General features: G+C 40.7%; 25 protein-coding genes. 24 read left to right on the top strand and 1 reads right to left on the bottom strand.

Annotated features, from left to right (window positions below):
- Nucleotides 1-77 precede the first annotated feature (77 nt).
- From NSQ64_RS12230 to fni, 12 genes are all read left to right on the top strand, one after another.
- A complete protein-coding gene (locus NSQ64_RS12230) occupies nucleotides 78-866 on the top strand; it encodes a metallophosphoesterase (RefSeq protein ID WP_144679406.1) in 789 nt (262 codons plus the stop codon).
- Between the two features lie 164 nt (nucleotides 867-1,030).
- Nucleotides 1,031-1,609 (top strand): genetic competence negative regulator, encoded by a 579-nt coding sequence (locus tag NSQ64_RS12225; protein WP_007500984.1) that lies wholly within the window; start codon nucleotides 1,031-1,033, stop codon nucleotides 1,607-1,609.
- A gap of 196 nt (nucleotides 1,610-1,805) precedes the next feature.
- Entirely contained in the window at nucleotides 1,806-3,080 is a 1,275-nt protein-coding gene (locus tag NSQ64_RS12220; protein WP_007500982.1) for a Glu/Leu/Phe/Val family dehydrogenase, read from the top strand.
- 124 nt (nucleotides 3,081-3,204) lie between these two features.
- Complete coding sequence (locus NSQ64_RS12215; RefSeq protein WP_039165767.1) at nucleotides 3,205-4,176, top strand: YpdA family putative bacillithiol disulfide reductase; 972 nt, start codon at nucleotides 3,205-3,207, stop codon at nucleotides 4,174-4,176.
- 155 nt (nucleotides 4,177-4,331) lie between these two features.
- Nucleotides 4,332-4,988, top strand: coding sequence for a glutamic-type intramembrane protease PrsW (gene prsW, locus NSQ64_RS12210; protein ID WP_008344507.1), 657 nt, complete (start codon nucleotides 4,332-4,334; stop codon nucleotides 4,986-4,988).
- Nucleotides 4,989-5,120: 132 nt separating this feature from the next.
- Nucleotides 5,121-6,032, top strand: a complete 912-nt coding sequence (sleB, locus tag NSQ64_RS12205; protein ID WP_008344509.1) for a spore cortex-lytic enzyme — start codon at nucleotides 5,121-5,123, stop codon at nucleotides 6,030-6,032.
- 16 nt (nucleotides 6,033-6,048) lie between these two features.
- On the top strand, nucleotides 6,049-7,398 hold the full coding sequence (gene ypeB, locus NSQ64_RS12200; protein ID WP_008344510.1) for a germination protein YpeB: 1,350 nt from the start codon (nucleotides 6,049-6,051) through the stop codon (nucleotides 7,396-7,398).
- Between the two features lie 102 nt (nucleotides 7,399-7,500).
- Nucleotides 7,501-8,148 (top strand): flagellar brake protein, encoded by a 648-nt coding sequence (locus NSQ64_RS12195; RefSeq protein ID WP_007500975.1) that lies wholly within the window; start codon nucleotides 7,501-7,503, stop codon nucleotides 8,146-8,148.
- A 63-nt stretch (nucleotides 8,149-8,211) separates the two neighbouring features.
- Complete coding sequence (locus NSQ64_RS12190) at nucleotides 8,212-8,394, top strand: YpfB family protein (protein ID WP_008344514.1); 183 nt, start codon at nucleotides 8,212-8,214, stop codon at nucleotides 8,392-8,394.
- Between the two features lie 71 nt (nucleotides 8,395-8,465).
- Nucleotides 8,466-9,143 carry a (d)CMP kinase gene (cmk, locus tag NSQ64_RS12185; RefSeq protein ID WP_017359766.1) on the top strand — a complete coding sequence of 226 codons (678 nt, stop codon included), beginning with the start codon at nucleotides 8,466-8,468 and terminating at the stop codon, nucleotides 9,141-9,143.
- 223 nt (nucleotides 9,144-9,366) lie between these two features.
- Nucleotides 9,367-10,518 (top strand): 30S ribosomal protein S1, encoded by a 1,152-nt coding sequence (gene rpsA, locus NSQ64_RS12180; protein WP_008344519.1) that lies wholly within the window; start codon nucleotides 9,367-9,369, stop codon nucleotides 10,516-10,518.
- Between the two features lie 14 nt (nucleotides 10,519-10,532).
- On the top strand, nucleotides 10,533-11,600 hold the full coding sequence (gene fni / locus NSQ64_RS12175) for a type 2 isopentenyl-diphosphate Delta-isomerase (RefSeq protein ID WP_341016729.1): 1,068 nt from the start codon (nucleotides 10,533-10,535) through the stop codon (nucleotides 11,598-11,600).
- Between the two features lie 176 nt (nucleotides 11,601-11,776).
- Here fni and NSQ64_RS12170 read toward each other — a convergent pair whose 3' ends face one another.
- Nucleotides 11,777-11,908, bottom strand: coding sequence for a YpzI family protein (locus tag NSQ64_RS12170; protein WP_008344525.1), 132 nt, complete (start codon nucleotides 11,906-11,908; stop codon nucleotides 11,777-11,779).
- A 118-nt stretch (nucleotides 11,909-12,026) separates the two neighbouring features.
- Here NSQ64_RS12170 and NSQ64_RS12165 point away from each other — a divergent pair, with 118 nt between their 5' ends.
- From NSQ64_RS12165 to NSQ64_RS12110, 12 genes are all read left to right on the top strand, one after another.
- Nucleotides 12,027-12,629, top strand: a complete 603-nt coding sequence (locus tag NSQ64_RS12165) for a YphA family membrane protein (protein ID WP_445684645.1) — start codon at nucleotides 12,027-12,029, stop codon at nucleotides 12,627-12,629.
- A complete protein-coding gene (locus NSQ64_RS12160) occupies nucleotides 12,626-13,510 on the top strand; it encodes a YIEGIA family protein (protein WP_007500964.1) in 885 nt (294 codons plus the stop codon). The genes NSQ64_RS12165 and NSQ64_RS12160 overlap by 4 nt, the downstream gene beginning before the upstream one ends.
- A 6-nt stretch (nucleotides 13,511-13,516) precedes the next feature.
- The gene (locus NSQ64_RS12155; RefSeq protein ID WP_008344527.1) at nucleotides 13,517-13,711 is read left to right on the top strand and encodes a capping complex subunit for YIEGIA; all 195 of its coding nucleotides are present in this window, start codon (nucleotides 13,517-13,519) and stop codon (nucleotides 13,709-13,711) included.
- A gap of 159 nt (nucleotides 13,712-13,870) precedes the next feature.
- Nucleotides 13,871-15,181, top strand: a complete 1,311-nt coding sequence (gene der / locus NSQ64_RS12150; protein ID WP_008344528.1) for a ribosome biogenesis GTPase Der — start codon at nucleotides 13,871-13,873, stop codon at nucleotides 15,179-15,181.
- 14 nt (nucleotides 15,182-15,195) lie between these two features.
- On the top strand, nucleotides 15,196-16,233 hold the full coding sequence (locus tag NSQ64_RS12145) for an NAD(P)H-dependent glycerol-3-phosphate dehydrogenase (RefSeq protein WP_039165750.1): 1,038 nt from the start codon (nucleotides 15,196-15,198) through the stop codon (nucleotides 16,231-16,233).
- A gap of 266 nt (nucleotides 16,234-16,499) precedes the next feature.
- On the top strand, nucleotides 16,500-16,703 hold the full coding sequence (locus NSQ64_RS12140; protein WP_024718503.1) for a DUF2768 domain-containing protein: 204 nt from the start codon (nucleotides 16,500-16,502) through the stop codon (nucleotides 16,701-16,703).
- 18 nt (nucleotides 16,704-16,721) lie between these two features.
- Nucleotides 16,722-17,447 carry a hypothetical protein gene (locus NSQ64_RS12135; RefSeq protein WP_341016723.1) on the top strand — a complete coding sequence of 242 codons (726 nt, stop codon included), beginning with the start codon at nucleotides 16,722-16,724 and terminating at the stop codon, nucleotides 17,445-17,447.
- Nucleotides 17,448-17,652: 205 nt separating this feature from the next.
- Nucleotides 17,653-19,131, top strand: coding sequence for a stage IV sporulation protein A (spoIVA, locus tag NSQ64_RS12130; RefSeq protein ID WP_008344534.1), 1,479 nt, complete (start codon nucleotides 17,653-17,655; stop codon nucleotides 19,129-19,131).
- A 374-nt stretch (nucleotides 19,132-19,505) separates the two neighbouring features.
- Entirely contained in the window at nucleotides 19,506-19,784 is a 279-nt protein-coding gene (gene hbs, locus NSQ64_RS12125) for a non-specific DNA-binding protein Hbs (protein ID WP_003215863.1), read from the top strand.
- Nucleotides 19,785-19,974: 190 nt separating this feature from the next.
- Nucleotides 19,975-20,544, top strand: coding sequence for a GTP cyclohydrolase I FolE (gene folE / locus NSQ64_RS12120; protein WP_003215789.1), 570 nt, complete (start codon nucleotides 19,975-19,977; stop codon nucleotides 20,542-20,544).
- Nucleotides 20,545-20,567: 23 nt separating this feature from the next.
- Complete coding sequence (gene mtrB, locus NSQ64_RS12115; RefSeq protein WP_008344541.1) at nucleotides 20,568-20,798, top strand: trp RNA-binding attenuation protein MtrB; 231 nt, start codon at nucleotides 20,568-20,570, stop codon at nucleotides 20,796-20,798.
- Nucleotides 20,799-20,913: 115 nt separating this feature from the next.
- Entirely contained in the window at nucleotides 20,914-21,681 is a 768-nt protein-coding gene (locus NSQ64_RS12110) for a heptaprenyl diphosphate synthase component 1 (RefSeq protein ID WP_024718505.1), read from the top strand.
- Nucleotides 21,682-21,684 lie beyond the last annotated feature (3 nt).

Below are 21,684 nucleotides of genomic sequence, written 5' to 3'. Positions count from 1 at the left end.
GACGTTTAAACAGTTGAAACGTCTTTTTTCATTCAAGCGTCCTATAAAAGAAAGCTGATACAAGGGAGTCATTCATAATGAAATATGCCATCGGATTTACTGCTGCCATAGCGGCTGTGACAACAGGTGTGTGTGTAACAGCGAAAATGGTGAAAACGGCAAAACAAAACAACATCAAAAAGCATTACTTTACAATAGAAGGACTTCAGTCAGATCGACCTGCAGTCATTTTCTTTATTTCTGATACCCATCGCCGTCTAATTAGTGATACTTTATTAGCGGAAGTGGAAGAGAAGCAGCCTGATGTCATTATGATCGGCGGGGACTTAGCTGAAAAGGGAGTCCCATATGCTAGAGTCGAAGAAAATGTGAAACGTTTAGCAAGGATTGCCCCGGTGTATTTTGTGTGGGGGAATAACGACCATGAGCTGCATCAGCAAAAACTCAAAGACATCCTCCATACCTATCAGGTGACGACATTGCAAAATGAGACGGCTGTGTGGAATTTTGAAGGACAGCCCATTAAAATAGGCGGAATTGATGATATCCGGCTTGAAAAAGCAGATTATGAAGCGATACGGCCGGAGTTTGTCAAAGAAGACGTGAATATCCTTTTATCACACAACCCAGATGTGCATCACTTGATGAGTGAAGAAGAGGGAATTGATCTCGTTTTGAGCGGTCATACCCATGGGGGTCAAATTCGCATTGGGAAATTTGGTCCGTATGAAAAAGGAAGAACAGGCCAAGTCAAAGGTGCTTTCTTTCTGATTAGTAATGGTTACGGAACAACAAAGATTCCGATGCGTCTTGGAGCAGAACCAGAAACCCATCTGATCTATTTAATGCCGCTAAAAACGCGCTAAGTTGATGCCCCATCAATATTTTCCATAAAAGTCACCGTAAGCATAGCTTCATGCTTGTCTTCCGTCTTGACACAGTGTAAACTGAATACAAAATTAAGAACCTATGACTCATCATCTCATATACTACAGTATGATGTGTGTTAGAAGAGGCAGGAGGGAACGTTATGCGGCTAGAGCGTCTGAATTATAATAAAATCAAAATTTTTCTCACACTAGATGATCTGACAGACCGAGGTCTTACGAAAGAAGACCTTTGGAAAGATTCGTTCAAAGTTCATCAGCTGTTTAAAGACATGATGAACGAAGCGAATCAGGAGCTCGGTTTTGAAGCGAATGGACCGATTGCTGTTGAAGTATTTTCTCTTCAGGCGCAGGGGATGGTCGTCATTGTGACAAAGAGTCAGCAGGAAGATGCTGATGATGAGTTTGATGAAGATTACATTGAGATGCAAGTCAAGCTCGACGAGAGCAAGCATGTGCTCTATCAATTTGCCTCGTTTGAAGATGTGATTCAACTGTCCCATAGTTTAAGTCGTATTGGACTTTTAGGGGGTACAGTTTACCATTATGAAGGTCAATATTTTCTCAGCCTAGATGATTTCGAAGAACTGTCTGCAGATACGGTCATTTCTATTTTAGCGGAGTTCGGTTCACCGACGACATTAACCATTCACCGGTTAAAAGAATACGGAAAAGTGATCATGCAGGAAGATGCAGTGAAAACGATTCAACTGTATTTTTAATCACTTTTTTCTATTATATTTAATACTGTTGTGATGAAACAACAGTATTTTTTTATATCCATTTTTATATTTATAAACGCTGATATTTTATTTTGATAAAAAACGCTTTTTACCTTTGCTTTACCAGTACGAAGGTGTATACTATTGCTTGAAAGGGAGCAGTAGATCATGAAAGATTTCTAGGGGGTTTATTTTAATGGCAGCCGATCAAAACGCCGCTCATAACGCAGAAGATAAGCTAGATGTTTTAAAGTCAACTCAAACCGTCATACATAAAGCGCTTGATAAATTGGGCTATCCGCAAGAAGTGTATGAATTGCTGAAGGAGCCAATTCGCCTATTAACGGTCAAAATTCCAGTACGTATGGATGATGGATCGGTGAAAATTTTCACTGGTTATCGTGCGCAGCATAATGATGCTGTCGGTCCAACAAAAGGCGGAATTCGATTCCACCCGAACGTTACTGAAAAAGAAGTAAAAGCGCTTTCAATTTGGATGAGTTTAAAATGTGGTATTGTGGATCTTCCTTATGGCGGAGGAAAAGGCGGTATTATCTGTGATCCAAGAGAAATGTCATTTAGGGAGCTTGAAAAACTAAGCCGCGGATATGTTCGCGCAATTAGTCAAATCGTTGGACCAACAAAAGATGTTCCAGCGCCAGATGTGTTTACAAACTCTCAAATCATGGCATGGATGATGGATGAGTATTCTAGAATTGATGAATTTAACTCGCCAGGATTTATTACAGGAAAACCAATTGTTCTTGGAGGCTCACATGGACGTGATACTGCAACGGCAAAAGGTGTAACGATCTGTATTAAAGAAGCGGCGAAGAAAAAAGGAATTGACATCAATGGGGCTCGTGTTGTCGTTCAGGGATTCGGAAATGCAGGAAGTTACTTGGCTAAATTTATGTATGATGCCGGAGCGAAAATTGTAGGAATTTCAGATGCTTACGGCGGTTTGTATGATGAAGATGGTCTCGATATTGACTACTTGCTTGACCGACGTGACAGCTTTGGAACCGTCACTAAATTATTTAATGATACAATTACAAACCAAGAGCTGCTTGAGCTAGATTGTGATATCTTAGTACCTGCAGCCATTGAAAATCAAATTACAGAAGATAATGCGGCGAACATTAAAGCCAAAATTGTCGTAGAAGCAGCAAATGGACCAACGACATTGGAAGGGACAAAAATTCTTTCAGATCGTGGTGTACTGCTTGTTCCAGACGTACTTGCAAGTGCGGGTGGAGTGACTGTTTCTTACTTTGAATGGGTTCAGAATAACCAAGGGTTCTACTGGACAGAAGAAGAAGTAGAAACTCGTTTAGAAGATATGATGGTGAAATCATTTAATAATATTTATGAAATGGCGCAAAACCGCCGTATTGATATGCGACTAGCAGCATATATGGTCGGTGTACGTAAAATGGCTGAAGCTTCTCGATTCAGAGGCTGGATTTAAGCGACTTATTTGCATCGCGCCTTAAAATCTCCTATCCTTAAATAGGAGATTTTTTTATGGAATCATGCAAAGAATCAAACAGCCCAGCAATTGTTATTGCAGTGAAACGACAGGAGTGGAACAAATGAAACAAGAAAAAGCGATCATAATAGGAGGCGGCCCGTGCGGTCTATCAGCTGCCATTGCATTCAAGCAAATTGGGATTGATGCACTTGTGATTGAAAAGGGCAATGTGGTCAACAGTATTTATCATTACCCTACACACCAAACCTTCTTCAGTACAAGTGAAAAGCTTGAGATCGGTGACGTCGCTTTTATCACTGAAAATCGGAAACCCGTTCGTATTCAGGCGCTTTCCTATTACCGAGAGGTGGTCAGACGAAAAAGCCTTCGTGTGAATGCTTTTGAAAAGGTAAACGCTGTGACGAAAAAAGATGGCCGTTTTACGGTAAATACATCAAAAGACGACTATACATGTGAATATGTTGTGATTGCGACTGGCTACTATGATCATCCTAACTATATGAATGTAAAAGGGGAAGACCTTCCTCATGTGTATCATTATTTTAAAGAAGGACACCCCTACTTTGATAAAGATGTGACGGTGATCGGCGGGAAGAACTCTAGTGTTGATGCTGCCCTGGAACTTGTGAAATGCGGAAGCAGGGTGACGGTTTTATATAGAGGAACTGAATATTCATCCAGCATCAAACCTTGGATTTTACCAGAGTTTGAAGCGCTTGTTCGAAATGGCACCATTCGAATGGAGTTCGGTGCAGAGGTGAAGGAAATCACAGAACAGGATATTGTCTTTACAAACCAGCAGGGCCAAACGGATCGAGTGAAAAGTGATTATGTGTTTGCGATGACAGGTTATCATCCTGATCATTCATTTTTAGAAAAAATGGGTGTAACAATCGATCCAGAATCAGGCCGCCCAGCATTTGATGAACAAACAATGGAAACAAATGTAGAAGGTATTTTCATTGCAGGGGTCATTGCAGCTGGTAACAACGCCAACGAAATTTTCATTGAAAATGGAAGATTTCATGGTGGGTTAATTGCAGAAGAAATCAACAAAAGAATCAACGGGTAAAAAAAGAACTGGGTCCTTCTAAGGGATTCAGTTCTTTTTTATGTAAATTGGGATTATATAGAAGATTATTTTTGGGAAAATGGGCTCGAGTCATATAAAAAAGGGGTGATTCGTGGTACGATAATAAAGGATAATGTAGGGAAAGAGGTCTGATTATGATCGCAATCATTTCAGCAGGTTTAGCTCCCGGCATCGCACTTTTAAGTTATTTTTATTTGAAAGATCAATACGACAATGAGCCGGTTCATATGGTCATCAGATCTTTTATGCTAGGTGTCATACTTGTGTTTCCAACCATGTTTATTCAGTATGTCCTCCAAGAGGAAAATATCGCTACGAATCCTATCGTGATTTCATTTGTGACATCGGGTTTTTTAGAAGAATCATTAAAGTGGTTTATTTTAATGGTCAGTGTCTATGCGCACGTACAGTTTGATGAACACTATGACGGGATTGTCTATGGAACAAGTGTCTCGCTTGGATTTGCGACACTTGAAAATATTCTGTACTTAGTGGGTCATGGGGTAGAGTACGCGTTTACACGTGCCTTGCTGCCTGTATCAAGCCACGCTTTATTTGGTGTGGTGATGGGATTTTATATAGGTAAAGCTCGCTTCTCTGATAAAAAAGAGCAGCGAAAATGGCTGATTCTCTCTTTAATACTTCCTATTCTTTTTCATGGCTTATATGATTTCATTCTTCTTGGCATGAAAAATTGGGGATATATTATGTTGCCGTTCATGATTTTTTTATGGTGGTTTGGTCTGCGGAAAGCCAAAAAAGCCCGTGCGGTGAAGATGGTACAAATTTAAATTGGAAAACGTCCTATACGTCTTTAGGGCGTTTTTTGTCTTTTCCATCCAATTCCCTCCTGTGATGAATGTATAAAAATAGGGATCGGAAGAAACATATATTCAAACATCAAAAGTACAGGAGGATCAAATATGGACAAAGCTCGTTTTATGAAACAAATCGTCCTTATCTTCTCAATTGTTCTGCTCGCGTCTTCATTGATGACAGCTGAAAAAAGTGAAGCTTTCACGAATCAAGTGATTCAGCGAGGAGCTACAGGAGAAGATGTCGTCGAGCTCCAGGCAAGGCTCCAATACAATGGTTTTTACAATGGAAAAATAGACGGGGTGTATGGCTGGGGAACTTACTGGGCCGTGCGCAATTTTCAAAGCCAGTTTGGTGTAAAGAAAGTCGATGGACTCGTAGGGGAAAAAACAAAAAGCCTATTAGTTCAAAAGACGAAATACTATAAAGAGTTTGTGCAGCAGCAGCTGCAAAAAGGAAATCAGTTTACGCATTATGGCGGGAAACCTCTTGATCAGCAAACAAAGGCTCCTGCGCAAAGAAACACGCAAAAAAAGACAGCACAAGGTGCAAAAGAGAATCAAAAAAGTCAAAGCGGAGGAAACAGCTCGTCTGGAAAGCAGTCAGGAAATGGTCAAGCAAATCAAACGCCGAAACAAACAGCAGCCAACATGCCAGGTGGTTTTTCAAGCAATGACATTCAGCTTCTTTCACAAGCTGTTTATAGTGAAGCGAGAGGTGAACCTTATGAAGGACAGGTAGCGATCGCAGCCGTCATCTTAAACCGTTTAAACAACCCGACCTTTCCAAACACGATTGCTGGTGTCATTTTTGAACCGCTTGCGTTTACTGCTGTAGCAGATGGACAATTTTATATGGCGCCAAATGAAACCGCTAAAAAGGCAGTATTTGATGCCATTAATGGCTGGGACCCATCTGAAAGCGCCGTTTATTACTTTAATCCTGATACAGCGACAAGCCCATGGATTTGGGGAAGACCACAAATTAAACGAATCGGGAAACATATTTTCTGTGAATAAAAAGAGGTGTAAATAAATGATCAGAGGAATATTGATTGCTATTTTAGGAATTGCTGTCATCTCAACAGGATACTGGGGCTATAAAGAGCATCAAGAAAAAGATGCAGTACTGCTTCATGCAGAGAACAACTATCAAAGAGCCTTCCATGATTTAACGTATCAAGTCGATCAGCTGCACGATAAACTTGGCGCAACACTTGCGATGAATAGCCAAACATCTATATCTCCAGCACTGGCAGATGTATGGAGAATGTCATCAGAAGCGCATAACAATGTCAGTCAGCTTCCGCTCACATTGATGCCTTTTAACAAAACAGAAGAGTTTCTAGCGAATGTCGGTGACTTTAGCTACAAATCGTCACTTAAATCTTTATCAGATGAACCATTAAACAAAGATACACACAAAACCATTACCACTTTATATGATCAAGCGGCAGATATTCAAAACGAACTTAGACAAGTGCAGCATCTCGTACTCAACAAAAATTTAAAATGGATGGATGTTGAAATGGCACTGGCTGATGGAGATCGAAAAAACGACAACACCATCATTGACGGATTAAAAACCGTTGAAAGAAATGCTGATGCGTTTGCAGATGTTGATCTTGGCCCTACAAATGTGTCAACTGAATCAGAAACGCAAGGCTACAATCACTTAAAAGGGCAAAAGATTTCAAAAAAAGAAGCGATTCGTATCGCCCAGCAATTTGCGCCTGACCATAACAAAGATTTCAAGGTGAGAAAAAGTGGGAGTAAAACGAACCGTGATGTCTACAGCCTGTCAATGTCTGACCCAGACAACCGGGCAAACTTTTATTTAGACTTGACTGAAAAAGGCGGCCATCCTGTCTATCTTCTTCAGAACCGTGAAGTGAAAAAACAAAAAATCAGTTTAAATGATGCCTCAGAAAAAGCACTAAGTTTCTTAAAGAAGCATGGATTCGATACCGAATCATTTCATTTAGATGAGAGTGCGCAATTTGATAATATCGGCGTATTTACCTATGTCCCTTTACAGAATAACGTATTGCTTTATCCAGATAGCATTCGAATGAAAGTCGCTTTAGATGATGGTGAGGTTGTGGGATTCTCAGCGAAAGACTATTTAATGAATCACAGAAAACGTGACATAAAAGCACCAAAGATTTCTCGAAAAGAAGCTGAAAAGACCTTAAATAAACATGTGAAGATCGAGGATACACATGTAGCTCTTGTTCAAAATGATATGTCAGAGGAAGTTCTCTGCTATGAGTTTTTAGGAACCATTAAAAACGACACGTACCGAATGTTCATTAATGCAGATACTGGAAAAGAAGAAAGAGTAGATAAACTAAAAAATGCAGAACCTATATATAAAGACCTATAGAAAAGGGAGCGAGGAAAAGGCGAATAAGCCTTTTCCTTTTGTTTTATACATGGTTTAATATAAGAGAGGATACGATTTCACAGATGAAAAGAGTGATGAGGAATGTTACAAATAGGGGATGCAATCACAATTGAGTATGTCAATGAGAACAAAGAAGTGAAAACCGCAAAATCGAAAGTTTTGGAAAATAATAACGATGATATTTGCATTAATTATCCAGCTGATAAAGAAACGGGGCGCACGATCTATTTAAATCAAGAAACAGAAATCACCGTCTTCTTTTTCGATGAAAATCAAATTCCATACAAATGTACAAGCAAAGTCATTGGGAAAAGAAAAGAAGATATCCCGATGATTGTCGTTTCGATTCCGCCAAAAGAAGAAATGATTCGGCTTCAGCGAAGAGAATATCTTCGAGTGGATACGATGGTGAAAGCGTCCATTACGCAAAATGGTGAAGAAACCTTCGACACATTTATTGTCAATATGAGTGCTGGCGGTGTAGCAATTGCTGTTCCAGAAGGTGTCTCACTAAAAGAATATGGCGAGGTCGTCACAGAGTTTGAACTTTCACTTAAAGAACCAGTGAAAATTAAAGCGATTGCAGAAATGAATCGTGTTTATCAAGATGAACAGACGGGGAAAACAAGAGCGATCATGGAATTTACTGAAATCACAAACGACCACCAGCAACACATCATGAAGTATTGCTTCCAGCAGCAGCTTCTAACACGTGTGAAAAAAGTATAAGAATAAAGGTTGTCAAAAGCTTCCATACTAGAGAGAAAGAATCTAGCGTTGGAGGCTTTTTGTATGAAAACAATGGAAAGATGGCTATTCAAAGCAGTGCTCATTCAGCTCATTCTGCTTTTGGCGGTTCAGGTCACCCTTCACTTGACGAAAGGAGAACTATTTTTGTCAAAAGTCGTACAATACGAGGGTGTGAATAACATGAGCATTGAAGATTGGATTGAGACATTTAAGCAAAAGGATTGATAGAAAATTCCCCCGTTTGAGCAGTGATCGTGTTACAATTCATAAGGGAGATTCAATCAAGGAGAGGTATTATGAAAAAGAAATTATCTATCGCAATTGACGGTCCTGCTGCAGCAGGAAAAAGCACTGTGGCAAAAATTGTCGCAGCGAAAAAATCATATATTTATATCGATACAGGTGCGATGTACCGCGCAATTACACTTGCAGCACTCAATCAAGGCGTAGACCTTGAAGACGAACAGGCACTTGATGCGTTATTGAAAAACACAGTCATTGAACTTGTGTCAACTGACGAAGGTCAAAAAGTACATTTAGACACGATCGATGTCACAGAAGACATCAGAACAGACCGCGTAAGCAATCAAGTCTCTGTTGTTGCAAAGCATAGAGCTGTCCGGGAAGAAATGGTCCGCAGGCAGCAAGAGCTGGGGAACCGAGGCGGTGTCGTCATGGATGGAAGAGACATTGGCACGCATGTTCTTCCAGATGCAGAAGTGAAAATTTTCTTGCTTGCGTCAGTAGAGGAAAGAGCAAAACGTCGTTTTGAAGAAAATCAGAAAAAAGGCTATGATGTCAATTACGATCAGCTGATCGAAGAGATTGCAAGACGTGACAAGCTTGATTCTGAGCGGGAGGTATCACCGCTGAAGAAAGCAGATGATGCCATTGAAATTGACACGACTTCCCTTTCTATTCAAGAGGTTGCAGGTAAAATTTTAGATGCAGCAGAGCGTGTAGAAAAACAGTAAGAAATTTTAGAAAACTTTTATAAGTTAGAGGTTTATCTCTTGACAAACAAGGTCTTTTATTAGAAGTTTATACTAATACTATTTTTATTGATCATTCAAGCAATTCTGTTGATTTGAATGTTTCTATAATACATATTCGGCTGGCAATCATCATGCTAAGGACACATATTCACCCAGTCGTTTTAACTAAGCTGTGTAGGTTTGGACCAAGGAGGTTATCGAAATGACAGAGGAAATGAATCAAATCGATGTTCAGGTACCAGAGGTTGGAGATGTAGTGAAAGGGATTGTTTCTAAAGTTGAGGACAAGCATGTCAATGTAGATATCGTCAATGTGAAACAACCTGGGATCATCCCAATCAGTGAATTATCAAGTCTTCACGTTGAAAAAGCATCAGATGTCGTGAAAGATGGCGACGAGTTAGAGCTTAAAGTAACAAAGGTCGAAGACGATGCTTTGATTTTATCGAAACGTGCTGTTGATGCAGACCGCGCTTGGGAAGACCTAGAGAAAAAGTTTGAAACAAAAGAAGTATTTGAAGCAGAAGTAAAAGACGTTGTCAAAGGTGGTCTAGTGGTCGACATTGGTGTTCGCGGATTTATTCCTGCGTCTCTTGTTGAGGCACACTATGTAGAAGACTTCACTGACTACAAAGGAAAAACACTCTCGCTTGTTGTGGTAGAGCTTGACCGCGAAAAAAACCGCGTGATTCTATCGCATCGTGCAGTCGTTGAGCAAGAACAATTAGACAAGAAGCAAGACTTCCTGCAAAAGCTTGCAGTAGGCAGTGTGATTGATGGAAAAGTGCAGCGCCTGACTGACTTTGGTGCATTTGTTGACATTGGCGGCATTGATGGATTAGTTCACATTTCTCAACTATCCCATGCGCATGTCGAAAAGCCATCTGACGTTGTTGAAGAAGGACAGGAAGTGAAAGTCAAAGTTCTTGCTGTTGACCGCGATAACGAACGTATCTCACTATCTATTAAAGAAACATTACCAGGACCTTGGAGCCAAATTGGCGAAAAGGTAAAACAAGGTGATGTTCTTGAAGGAACCGTTCAACGCCTTGTGAGCTTTGGAGCATTTGTTGAAATTCTGCCAGGTGTAGAAGGACTTGTGCATATTTCCCAAATTTCACACAAACATATCGGTACTCCTCAAGAAGTCCTTGAAGAAGGGCAGACTGTGAAAGTGAAAGTGCTTGATGTCAATGAAGATGAAGAGCGCATTTCACTTAGCATTCGTGAATTAGAAGAGAATCCTGAAAAACAAATCGAAGAGGATTACCGTCAATATCAGGCGAAAGAAGAAAATACAAGCGGATTCCAGCTTGGTGACCTGATTGGTGATAAACTCAATAAACTAAAATAATTTGGTGATCAAAATTGACGCGAGCAGAAAGAAAGAAACAGCATATTGAGCATGCTTTGTCGACTGGCCAGCATGCAACAACAGGTTTACAAGATGTTTCCTTCGTTCACGCCAGTTTACCAGATCTTGCGACATCACAAATTGATACACATACGACAATTGGCGGACTGACTTTCGGTTCGCCAATTTTTATCAATGCAATGACTGGTGGAGGCGGAGAATCGACCTATGAGATTAATCGCTCTTTATCTATCGCAGCGAAGGAAACCAATATTCCAGTAGCAGTCGGATCACAAATGGCTGCACTGAAAGATGCAGACGAACGTCGTACGTATGAAGTGGTTCGAAAGGTGAATCCAGATGGACTCGTTTTTGCCAATTTGGGCAGTGAGGCGACAATTCAGCAAGCACGGGATGCCGTTGACATGCTGGGGGCAAACATGCTCCAAATTCACTTAAACGTGATTCAAGAGATCGTCATGCCTGAAGGAGATCGTGATTTCAGAGGTGCTGTTGAGCGGATCTCAGCCATTACTGAATCAATTGAGGTGCCTGTTGTCGTCAAAGAAGTTGGATTTGGGATGAGTAAGGAAACAGCAAAGAAATTATTTGATGCTGGAGTTGCTGGTGTTGATGTAGGTGGATTTGGGGGAACGAATTTTTCTAAAATCGAGAACCTGCGCCGTCAAAAAGCACTTCGCTATTTTGACCAGTGGGGAATTCCAACTGCAGCGAGTCTGGCTGAAGTACATACAGCCTTTCCAGATCAAACCGTCCTAGCTTCTGGAGGCATTCAAGATGCTCTTGATGTGACAAAATCAATTGCTCTTGGTGCGTCTGCCGTTGGATTAGCCGGCTTTTTCTTAAAATCCCTGACGAGTGGAGGAGAAAAGGGCCTCATCTCTGATATCATTGATCTACAAGATGATGTGAAGATGTTGATGACAGTACTTGGCATGAAAACAATTGAGGAGCTAAGGCAAGCTCCGATTGTGCTTACAGGGGAAACAAGTCATTGGCTAAAAGAAAGAGGCGTGGATACTACGTACTATAGTTTAAGAAATAAGAAGACAAAGGACTAAATGAAATGTAGCCCTTTGTCTTCTTTTCAGCGTGAAAGAAAACTTTTTTTGTCTATGAAAGACAGCTCCTTTTTGCGGAGCGAATTTGACATTCGTGAGCACCAATGCGCAGGACTGACACTGAATGCGAGGGTTTGTCTGCACGCTGAGACATGTGGTAATCACATGTCTTTTTTTTATTGATTTCTTTTACGAGCGTCTTCCGGGCCTTCTAAAGTTGTTGCCCCTTTGTGATGAATGGATTGATCGCGATCAGATTCAACTCTTCTTGACGCCTTTAGGCGTTTTTCCTGTCTATCCTTACCCATCATACATCCCTCCTCAACTATTAGGGTGTCACCTCTTGTTTATTTCATGCAAATCCCGCACCTTCTCATACGTTTAAAAACTGGAGATTTTCCCATAATGTAATTGAGGTGATGAGGGTTGGAGGCATTGTACTATTATTGGTCAATATGGTTCGTTTGGATTATGGTGACATTTATCATGGAGAAAAGCACGTGGCGCAATGTGCTGGGCGTATGTGTTCTCATTCATATTATATGCAGTCATGTCATGGTTTCTATTTTAGACATTAGGATCAATGCAGGATTTTTGATGACCTTTTTATATGCTTGCATGTCATTCGTGATCTTTCGGCCTGCTCATCGAATCATGCGAATCATGCAATTAGGTTCCATGGTCAGTGCGTATGCCTTTTTTATGATTTTTGCATTATATGATCCAGTTTGGTTCACGATAATAAAGGTGGACTGGGTTGTATTTGCCTTGCTGATCTTGATGTGTTTAACATATGGGCATCAGTTAACGGAACGGATCACTTTATGGATGATGGCTATATGTCTGGGGGAAGCCCTTTATGCGCTTACGATTCATCGCCTCACATCTTCCATTGTCATAGGAGATCTCTCGTTTCTTTCCATGGCTGTTCAAGGAGCTGTCTTTCTATTAGGTGTAGGTCAGCTTGAAAAACTCTTGAACATCCGTTCATCTAGAAAACCAGTAAAAGGGGCTGCAAAATCAACATGACGGATTACACGTTTCCTGTGATTATTGGTGTCATCTTTGGGATGGCGGCTAGGCTTTATATGCTAAGAACTGATTATCGGCAATATCCCACATATATTCATGGACAAGTGATTCACATTGCGCTAGGTTTTATCGCATCAGGGCTTGGTGCTATTATTATGCCTGCGCTGATCCAGGAAGAATTCACTGCAATTACCTTTCTGACGCTTGCAGCCACGCAATTTCGTGATGTGCGTAATATGGAAAGAAATACATTGACCCAAATGGATTCGTATGAGCTTGTCTCACGAGGCAGTACATATATCGAAGGCATTGCGATCGCCTTTGAAAGTCGAAATTACATTGCCATTCTTACTGCCCTTATTACAACGACCGCCTGTATTTTCTTTTCGCTCGTCGTTGGGACCGTGGTCGGTATTCTTTGTTTTTTCATGGCAAAACTATTAATGTCAGGGAGCCAATTAAAGGATATCGTGAATATTCAAAAAGGGGAACTTCGTTTTGACGGCGCAGGACTTTACGTAAATGATATTTACATTATGAATATCGGGCTGCCTGAAAAGCAAAAATTGATTTTAGAGCATGGAATGGGGTTCATCTTGACTCCGAAGAATTTTAACTCGGCCACAACCATCGCAAACCTTGGGCAGCGGCAAGCCATCTTATTTGATTTATCCAACGTGCTTGGTGTATACCGAGATTCTGGTGAACCATCGCTTTGTCCGCTCGCAAAACGTGATCTGAATAATGGCACACTTGGCGTATTCATTTTACCGCAATGGCAGCGTGAAGATTTGGCTGTCCGTGTATTAGAAGAGGTGCCTATTTTAGAAAATGCCATTAGAATGCCGACAGATTTCATTAAAAAGAAAGTGAGGTAATAGGGCATGGCGAACACCATTGAACAATTTATATTGGCTGTGGCGACAACAAATAAAGAGCGGGTCATTGGCGGAACAGCCGTTTTTTTCTGTGAAAATAAAGAAGAGCTCGACATGTATGCCATGAATTTAGAGGCCATTTTAGATGGAATTGCACACGGCATTGGAGAAGATCTTTACTTGATCGTCAAACATTTTTAAGTTATTCATTGTGGTCTGATTAAAAATTGATATAATATATAAGTTGAACCCTTCATGTTTGAAGGGTTTATTTCATAAAACTGAATGAAAATTATAAATCCCGGTTGAAACATGATGATGAACATATTGAATCGCGGCTGGATTGAAAGGAAGGGTACTATGGGTAAACCTGTCGTAGCCATTGTTGGAAGGCCCAACGTTGGAAAATCTACAATTTTTAATCGAATCGCAGGCGAAAGAATATCGATTGTAGAAGACACACCTGGTGTAACAAGAGATCGAATCTATAGCTCTGCTGAATGGTTAAATTATGACTTTAATTTAATAGATACTGGTGGAATTGATATTGGAGATGAGCCGTTTTTGGCGCAAATTCGCCATCAGGCTGAAATCGCAATGGATGAAGCGGATGTTATTATCTTTATGGTCAATGGAAGAGATGGCGTCACATCTGCGGATGAAGAAGTCGCAAAAATTTTATATCGCACGAAAAAACCTGTCGTACTTGCTGTCAATAAATTGGACAACCCTGAAATGAGAAGCGACGTGTATGACTTTTATGCACTTGGATTTGGCGAACCGTATCCGATTTCTGGAACACACGGACTCGGTCTAGGTGATCTGCTTGATGCTGTCGCAGAGCATTTCAAAAACTTACCAGATACACAGTATGATGAAGAAGTGGTCCAGTTCTGCTTAATCGGCCGCCCAAATGTAGGGAAATCCTCTTTGGTGAATGCGATGCTTGGTGAAGAACGTGTCATTGTCAGCAACATCGCTGGTACGACAAGAGATGCTGTAGATACAATGTTTACGTACAACCAACGTGACTTTGTCATTGTCGACACAGCCGGTATGAGAAAAAAAGGGAAAGTATATGAAACAACAGAGAAATACAGTGTACTCCGTGCGTTGAAAGCCATTGATCGATCGGATGTTGTCGCTGTTGTTCTTGATGGTGAAGAAGGCATTATTGAACAGGATAAACGTATTGCCGGCTACGCACACGAAGCGGGTAAAGCCGTTGTGATCATTGTGAACAAGTGGGATGCTGTTGAAAAAGACGAGCGTACAATGAAGGAATTTGAGCAAAACATTCGCGAGCATTTTCAATTCCTTGATTATGCACCTGTCTTATTCATGTCTGCTCTTACGAAAAAGAGAATTCACACGTTAATGCCAACAATCATTACCGCTAGTGAAAATCATGCGATGCGCGTTCAAACTAACATTCTAAACGATATTATCATGGATGCCGTAGCAATGAACCCAACGCCGACCCATAACGGACAGCGTCTGAAAATTTACTATGCAACACAAGTGGCGATCAAACCGCCGTCCTTTGTTGTGTTTGTAAATGATCCAGAACTTATGCACTTTTCTTATGAGCGTTTCCTAGAAAACCGAATTCGAGATGCATTTGGTTTTGAAGGAACACCAATTAAAATATTTGCGAGAGCGAGAAAATAAAAAGGGTGAGCAGGATGAAGAAAATTTCAGTACTTGGAGCAGGGAGCTGGGGAACAGCTCTTGCGCTTGTATTAGCTGATAATCATCATGATGTACACATGTGGGGACATAGACAAGAATTAATTGATCAAATCAATGAGAAACATGAAAATCATGATTACTTGCCTAATGTTGCATTGCCAGCGTCTATTCAAGCGACAACAGATATGAAACAGGCACTAGAAGGGACAGATGCGATTATTGTCGCTGTGCCAACAAAGGCTATTCGAGAAGTATTGAAACAGGCCAATGAGTTCATTACGTCAAAGGTGCCATTTGTTCATGTCAGTAAAGGAATTGAACCAGATACGCTTCTTAGAATTTCTCAAATGATTGAACAAGAAGTCCCAGAAGCGAAAAGGGAAGCAGTGGTTGTCCTGTCAGGACCAAGTCACGCTGAAGAAGTTGGCTTGCGTCATCCGACAACTGTGACTGTCTCGTCAGAAAATATTGAAGCAGCTCAATTTGTTCAAGATTTGTTCATGAACAATAATTTTAGAGTGTACACCAACCCTGATGTGATTGGGGTGGAAATTGGCGGGGCGCTGAAAAACATCATCGCTCTTGCGGCAGGGATCACAGATGGACTCGGATATGGCGATAATGCGAAAGCAGCGCTCATCACAAGGGGGCTTGCTGAAATCGCCCGCCTCGGCACAAAAATGGGAGGAAACCCTCTTACGTTTGCCGGATTAACAGGTGTTGGAGATTTGATTGTCACATGTACAAGTGTTCATTCGCGTAACTGGCGCTGCGGTAATTTACTCGGTAAAGGATATAAGCTCGAAGAAGTGCTTGAAAAAATGGGGATGGTTGTCGAAGGCGTCCGCACAACAAAAGGCGCTTATCAGCTCTCCAAAGAATACAAGGTCAGCATGCCGATTACGGAGGCTCTTTACGGCGTCCTATTTGAAGGGAAAAAAGTTGACGATGCTGTAGAATCCTTAATGGCACGTGTGAAAACACATGAGATGGAAGACCTTGTGAACATGTTCGAAAACCAAACAAAGTAATTGGAAGACTGAACTTAGGCGTGTAGAGGATGCAAGAAGGGGAAGACTTGCATAACATAACAATGAAGTTTGAATAGAGCTTTGCCTCTACAGAATGAGGAAAAATAGTCGACCTAATGACTGAAGCAGAGTCCCCCTCTTTGCTTCAGTTTTTTTATTCACTTTTTTCTGAATGATTGGAAAAATGATTGATATTTTACTTAATTTTGGTTTAGAATGAAATATAAACGCTTACAATTCGTTTATATTAAAGGGGGACAGGCACGATGAGTTTTGCTTTAATCAAGATGTGGTTTGCGCTTGGTTCAATGGGGCTCATGTTTTTAGCCGTTGTAACCATTTATTTGAGTAGGTTTAAGCTGAAGAGCCGATTTCTGAAAATAACAGCCTCAACTGTCGCGTACAGCTTAATGCTCATATCAGGTATCATTGTGTTTTTAGTTGTAGTTAGCGGGCCGGTCAATGAATAAAGAAAAAGGAAGAATGTGATGATCAAAGCAAAAATCAGTGTCATGCTGTTAACACTTATTTTACTTACGGGGTGCCTCTATCCAGAGAATCGCAAAGCTGAAAACCGCGTGCCATATAAAGAGCAGCTGCAAAGTGTGCAGACAGCGATTGAAGACTTTCAAAAAGCGACAAATGGCCTTTTACCGATTGAAACAAAAGAAGGCGACACACCGATTTATCAGAAGTATGTCATTAACTTTAAGCGTCTGTCACCAAGATATTTACACGATGTACCGTCGACATCTTTTGAAGGCGGGGGCGAATATATCTATGTCCTCACAGACGTCGAACAAAATCCAACGGTGAAACTGCTTGATGTCAAAATGACACAAACGATCAGTGAATTACGTCTAAGGATCAAAATATATCAAGATGAACATACATATCCGCCATATGGCAAAGTAGTATCCAAAGATTTATATACGTTAAATGAAAAAAAACTAGGGTTAAAAGCACCGCCTACAGTGACGAGCCCTGTCACGGGTGAATCACTTCCATTACTGATTTCCTCAAATGGCGAAATCTATGTTGACTATCGCAGTGATTTTGCCCAGATTTTGAAAAATACGAAACAAAAGCTGAAACCAGGTGAAAATATTCAAGATGTCTATTGGCAGGAAACCCCGTTTGTACCAGCGTTTTCTGTTCCATATACGATCAACAAAAAAGGTGAGCCGGCTTTTTTAGAAAAAAAGACGTCATAAACAAGAATGAACCTTTCTCCTCTGCATATAAATGAGGAGAAAGGTTTTTTTATGGCTAAACATACTCTCAAAACAAAAAAGGTGTCATATTCAAATAGGACAACGTCATACACATATATTGTCCTGACACCTTTCAAGCACCGTTTGATTGAAGTATAGAGTATTTTATTTGAAAACGAGGATAGCAAGTCCGGGAGGGGATCACTTGGAAAAAGTCGATATTTTCAAGGATATCGCTGAACGAACAGGAGGCGATATATATTTAGGAGTCGTTGGAGCTGTTCGTACAGGGAAATCTACGTTTATTAAAAAGTTTATGGAGCTCGTGGTGCTCCCGAATATCAATAATGAGGCAGACCGTGCAAGAGCACAGGATGAATTGCCGCAAAGCGCAGCAGGAAAAACCATTATGACCACAGAGCCAAAATTTGTGCCAAATCAAGCGGCATCCATTCACGTGAGTGACGGCCTGGATGTCAACATTAGGCTTGTCGATTGTGTAGGCTACACCGTGCCTGGTGCACGCGGGTATGAAGATGAAAATGGTCCGAGAATGATTAATACGCCGTGGTATGAAGAGCCAATCCCGTTTCATGAAGCAGCGGAAATTGGTACACGCAAGGTCATTCAAGAGCATTCAACCATTGGTGTTGTGATTACAACAGATGGATCAATTGGGGAAATCCCAAGACATGACTATATTGAATCAGAAGAACGTGTCATTGACGAACTCAAAGAAGTTGGAAAGCCTTTTATTATGGTGATCAACTCTGTGAGACCTTATCACCCTGAAACAGAAGCACTGCGGCAGGAACTTAGTCAAAAATATGATATTCCTGTACTCGCGATGAGTGTCGAAAGTATGAGAGAACAAGACGTCCTCAGTGTACTTCGTGAAGCATTATATGAATTCCCAGTGCTTGAGGTGAATGTGAACCTGCCAAGCTGGGTCATGGTACTAAAAGAAGATCATTGGTTAAGAGAGAGTTATCAGGATTCAGTGAAAGAAACCGTCAAGGATATTAAGAGATTAAGAGATGTTGACCGAGTGGTAGGTCAGTTCAGTGAATTCGATTTTATCGAAAGAGCGGGCTTAGCAGGCATTGAAATGGGTCAAGGGATCGCAGAAATTGATCTGTATGCGCCGGATGATCTATATGATCATATCCTAAAAGAAGTGGTTGGTGTGGAAATTAGGGGCAAAGATCACCTTCTTGAGCTCATGCAAGATTTTGCACATGCGAAAACGGAGTATGATCAAGTGTCTGACGCTTTAAAAATGGTGAAGCAGACTGGTTATGGAATTGCGGCACCAGCTTTGTCGGATATGAGTTTAGATGAGCCGGAAATCATTAGGCAAGGATCAAGATTCGGCGTCAGATTAAAAGCAGTCGCACCATCTATTCATATGATTAAGGTAGATGTAGAAAGTGAGTTTGCGCCGATTATCGGAACAGAAAAACAAAGTGAAGAGCTCGTCCGATACTTAATGCAAGACTTTGAGGATGATCCGCTTTCTATCTGGAATTCCGATATATTTGGACGCTCACTCAGCTCGCTTGTCAGAGAAGGCATTCAAGCAAAACTCTCGCTGATGCCGGAAAATGCAAGGTATAAACTAAAGGAAACGCTTGAACGAATTATTAACGAAGGATCAGGCGGTCTGATCGCGATTATTCTATAGGATGTGAGACCTCTCATTGATGGGGGTCTTTTTTTGCGTGCAGGTGAAGTCATAAAAAGACAATTGTATAAAGATTAGTCAGATTCAGGCTGAAATTAGGAATATTCGTTCGCAAAAGTGCCCTTAATCCTTGACGAATAAGGATTCTTCCCTTTAAAATGCTTGATATGGTATTTCATATGTGTTAATCTACTTACAGAAAATCTTCACTTTGTTGGACAAACATTCCTTCAAAGAGAAGTTTTCTAATGAAAAGCCATGTATGACGCTTTCTAGACGCTCTTTTTTTCAAAAAAAGTGTATAGAAAGAAGATGAATTGTGAAGAAATGATAACAATCTATTGAATGCATATTTTTGGGAGGAGGTGAAAGGCATGAACAAGACAGAACTTATTAACGCGGTTGCTGAAGCAAGCGAGTTATCTAAAAAAGACGCGACAAAAGCAGTTGATTCTGTTTTTGATACAATTTTAGATGCACTTAAAAATGGTGACAAAATCCAACTTATTGGTTTTGGTAACTTTGAAGTACGTGAGCGTTCAGCTCGTAAAGGACGTAACCCACAAACTGGTGCAGAGATCGAAATCCCTGCAAGCAAAGTACCTGCTTTCAAACCAGGTAAAGCACTTAAAGACGCGGTGGCAGGTAAATAATCGTTATGTGTAATGATCCTATTGAAGGAGTTATACATATACAGTTTCACACTGGTCTAGAAAAGCCCCTTTGATAAGGGGCTTTTCCTTTTGAATCAAATGGTTTGTTTAGAACGCTCTCCTTTGCTTTTAGGATCTGAAGTGTGCTAGAATCTGAATGAAATGTAATCGCCTTTGGAGGATATAATACATGAGTGAAATAAATAAAGAATTAATCGAACACGCAGTACGCGATATATTAAAAGCAATCGGAGAAGATCCAGATCGTGAGGGACTTCTTGATACCCCAAAACGAGTAGCAAAAATGTATGAAGAAGTGTTCTCGGGATTAAATGAAGATCCAAAAGAACATTTTAAAACCATTTTTGGTGAAGATCATGAAGAACTTGTTCTTGTGAAAGATATTGCTTTTCATTCAATGTGTGAACACCATCTTGTGCCATTCTATGGCAAAGCCCATGTCGCTTATATTCCGCGCGGCGGAAAAGTAACGGGACTCAGCAAGCTGGCGAGAGCAGTAGAAGCCGTGGCAAAGCGCCCGCAGCTTCAGGAGCGCATTACATCAACGATTGCAGATAGTATGGTGGAAACTTTAAATCCACATGGTGTGATGATTGTCGTTGAAGCCGAGCATATGTGTATGACGATGCGCGGAGTGAAGAAACCCGGCGCTAAAACCGTCACTTCAGCCGTACGCGGTACATTTGCAAATGATGCGGCAGCAAGAGCAGAAGTGCTTTCATTTATTAAAAACGACTAATCCATAGATGGAAGGTGAACAGATTGAGTGAAAATAAAGCATCTGATTTTGTGGTGATTAAAGCCATTGATAATGGTGTCAATGTGATCGGCTTAACTAGAGGTTCCGATACAAGATTTCACCATTCCGAAAAGCTCGATAAAGGTGAAGTCATTATCGCACAATTTACTGAGCACACATCAGCCATCAAAGTGCGGGGCGATGCTGTCATTCAAACAAGCTTCGGTGAAATTCAAAGCGAAGCAAAGAAATAACGCACGACTATGCACTTGATAGCATGAAAGTCAGGCCTGATATGGTATAATAAATCTCTATACAATGTAGAGAGCTACATATGAAACTGTAATTTTTGGGACAAGGGTGATATCTTTGCAAGACATCTACGGAATTTTATCTAATCTGAATATAAAATTAAACAAAAAGCTTTCTCATCCTTATTTGGCGAAGCATTTGCGTGCGCCGCTCATCGATGAAGATAAGCTCCTTCTTTTTCATGCAATGTTTGATGAAGCTCAAATCGATGCTGAGAAAAAAGAAAATTATATTTTAACGGCGATGCTTGTGCAAATTGCCCTTGATACCCATGACGAAGTCACAACTGCTGCAGCCATCAAACAAGACGAGTTCAAAAATCGTCAGTTGACCATCCTAGCAGGAGACTATTTCAGCGGTCTCTATTACTCTCTTCTCTCTGACATGAAAGATATTTACATGATCCGTACTCTCGCCACGGCGATCAAAGAGATTAATGAACATAAAATTAGACTATATGATCGATCCATTCAAGATGCAGCCCACTTTTATAAAAGTGTTGCTACAGTAGAATCTGCGCTATTCCAAAGAATTTCTGAGCACTTTCAATTGACGCATTGGAATGAAATTGCAAGTCGCTTCCTTGTTTATAAACGTTTTATGAAACAAGCAGAAGACGACAAACATTTAAAACTTTTTTTGAACGATAGCTATACGGACGCCTATACATGTTTTGACAACTTTGAAAGTGAAGGCTATGAAAAGGCCAAACGATCAATCAAGGAGCATCTAGTTTCATCTCCGATCGTTCAAAAAGAGCTATTAAATCGCTTGGATCATATGAAAAATGAACCTGCGTACCATCAGAAAGTGGAAGAAGGGTAAGTC

This window comes from Bacillus sp. FSL W8-0183 (assembly GCF_038006825.1).
GTDB lineage: Bacteria > Bacillota > Bacilli > Bacillales > Bacillaceae > Bacillus > Bacillus altitudinis.
This window is presented reverse-complemented; position numbering and strand designations above follow the sequence as displayed.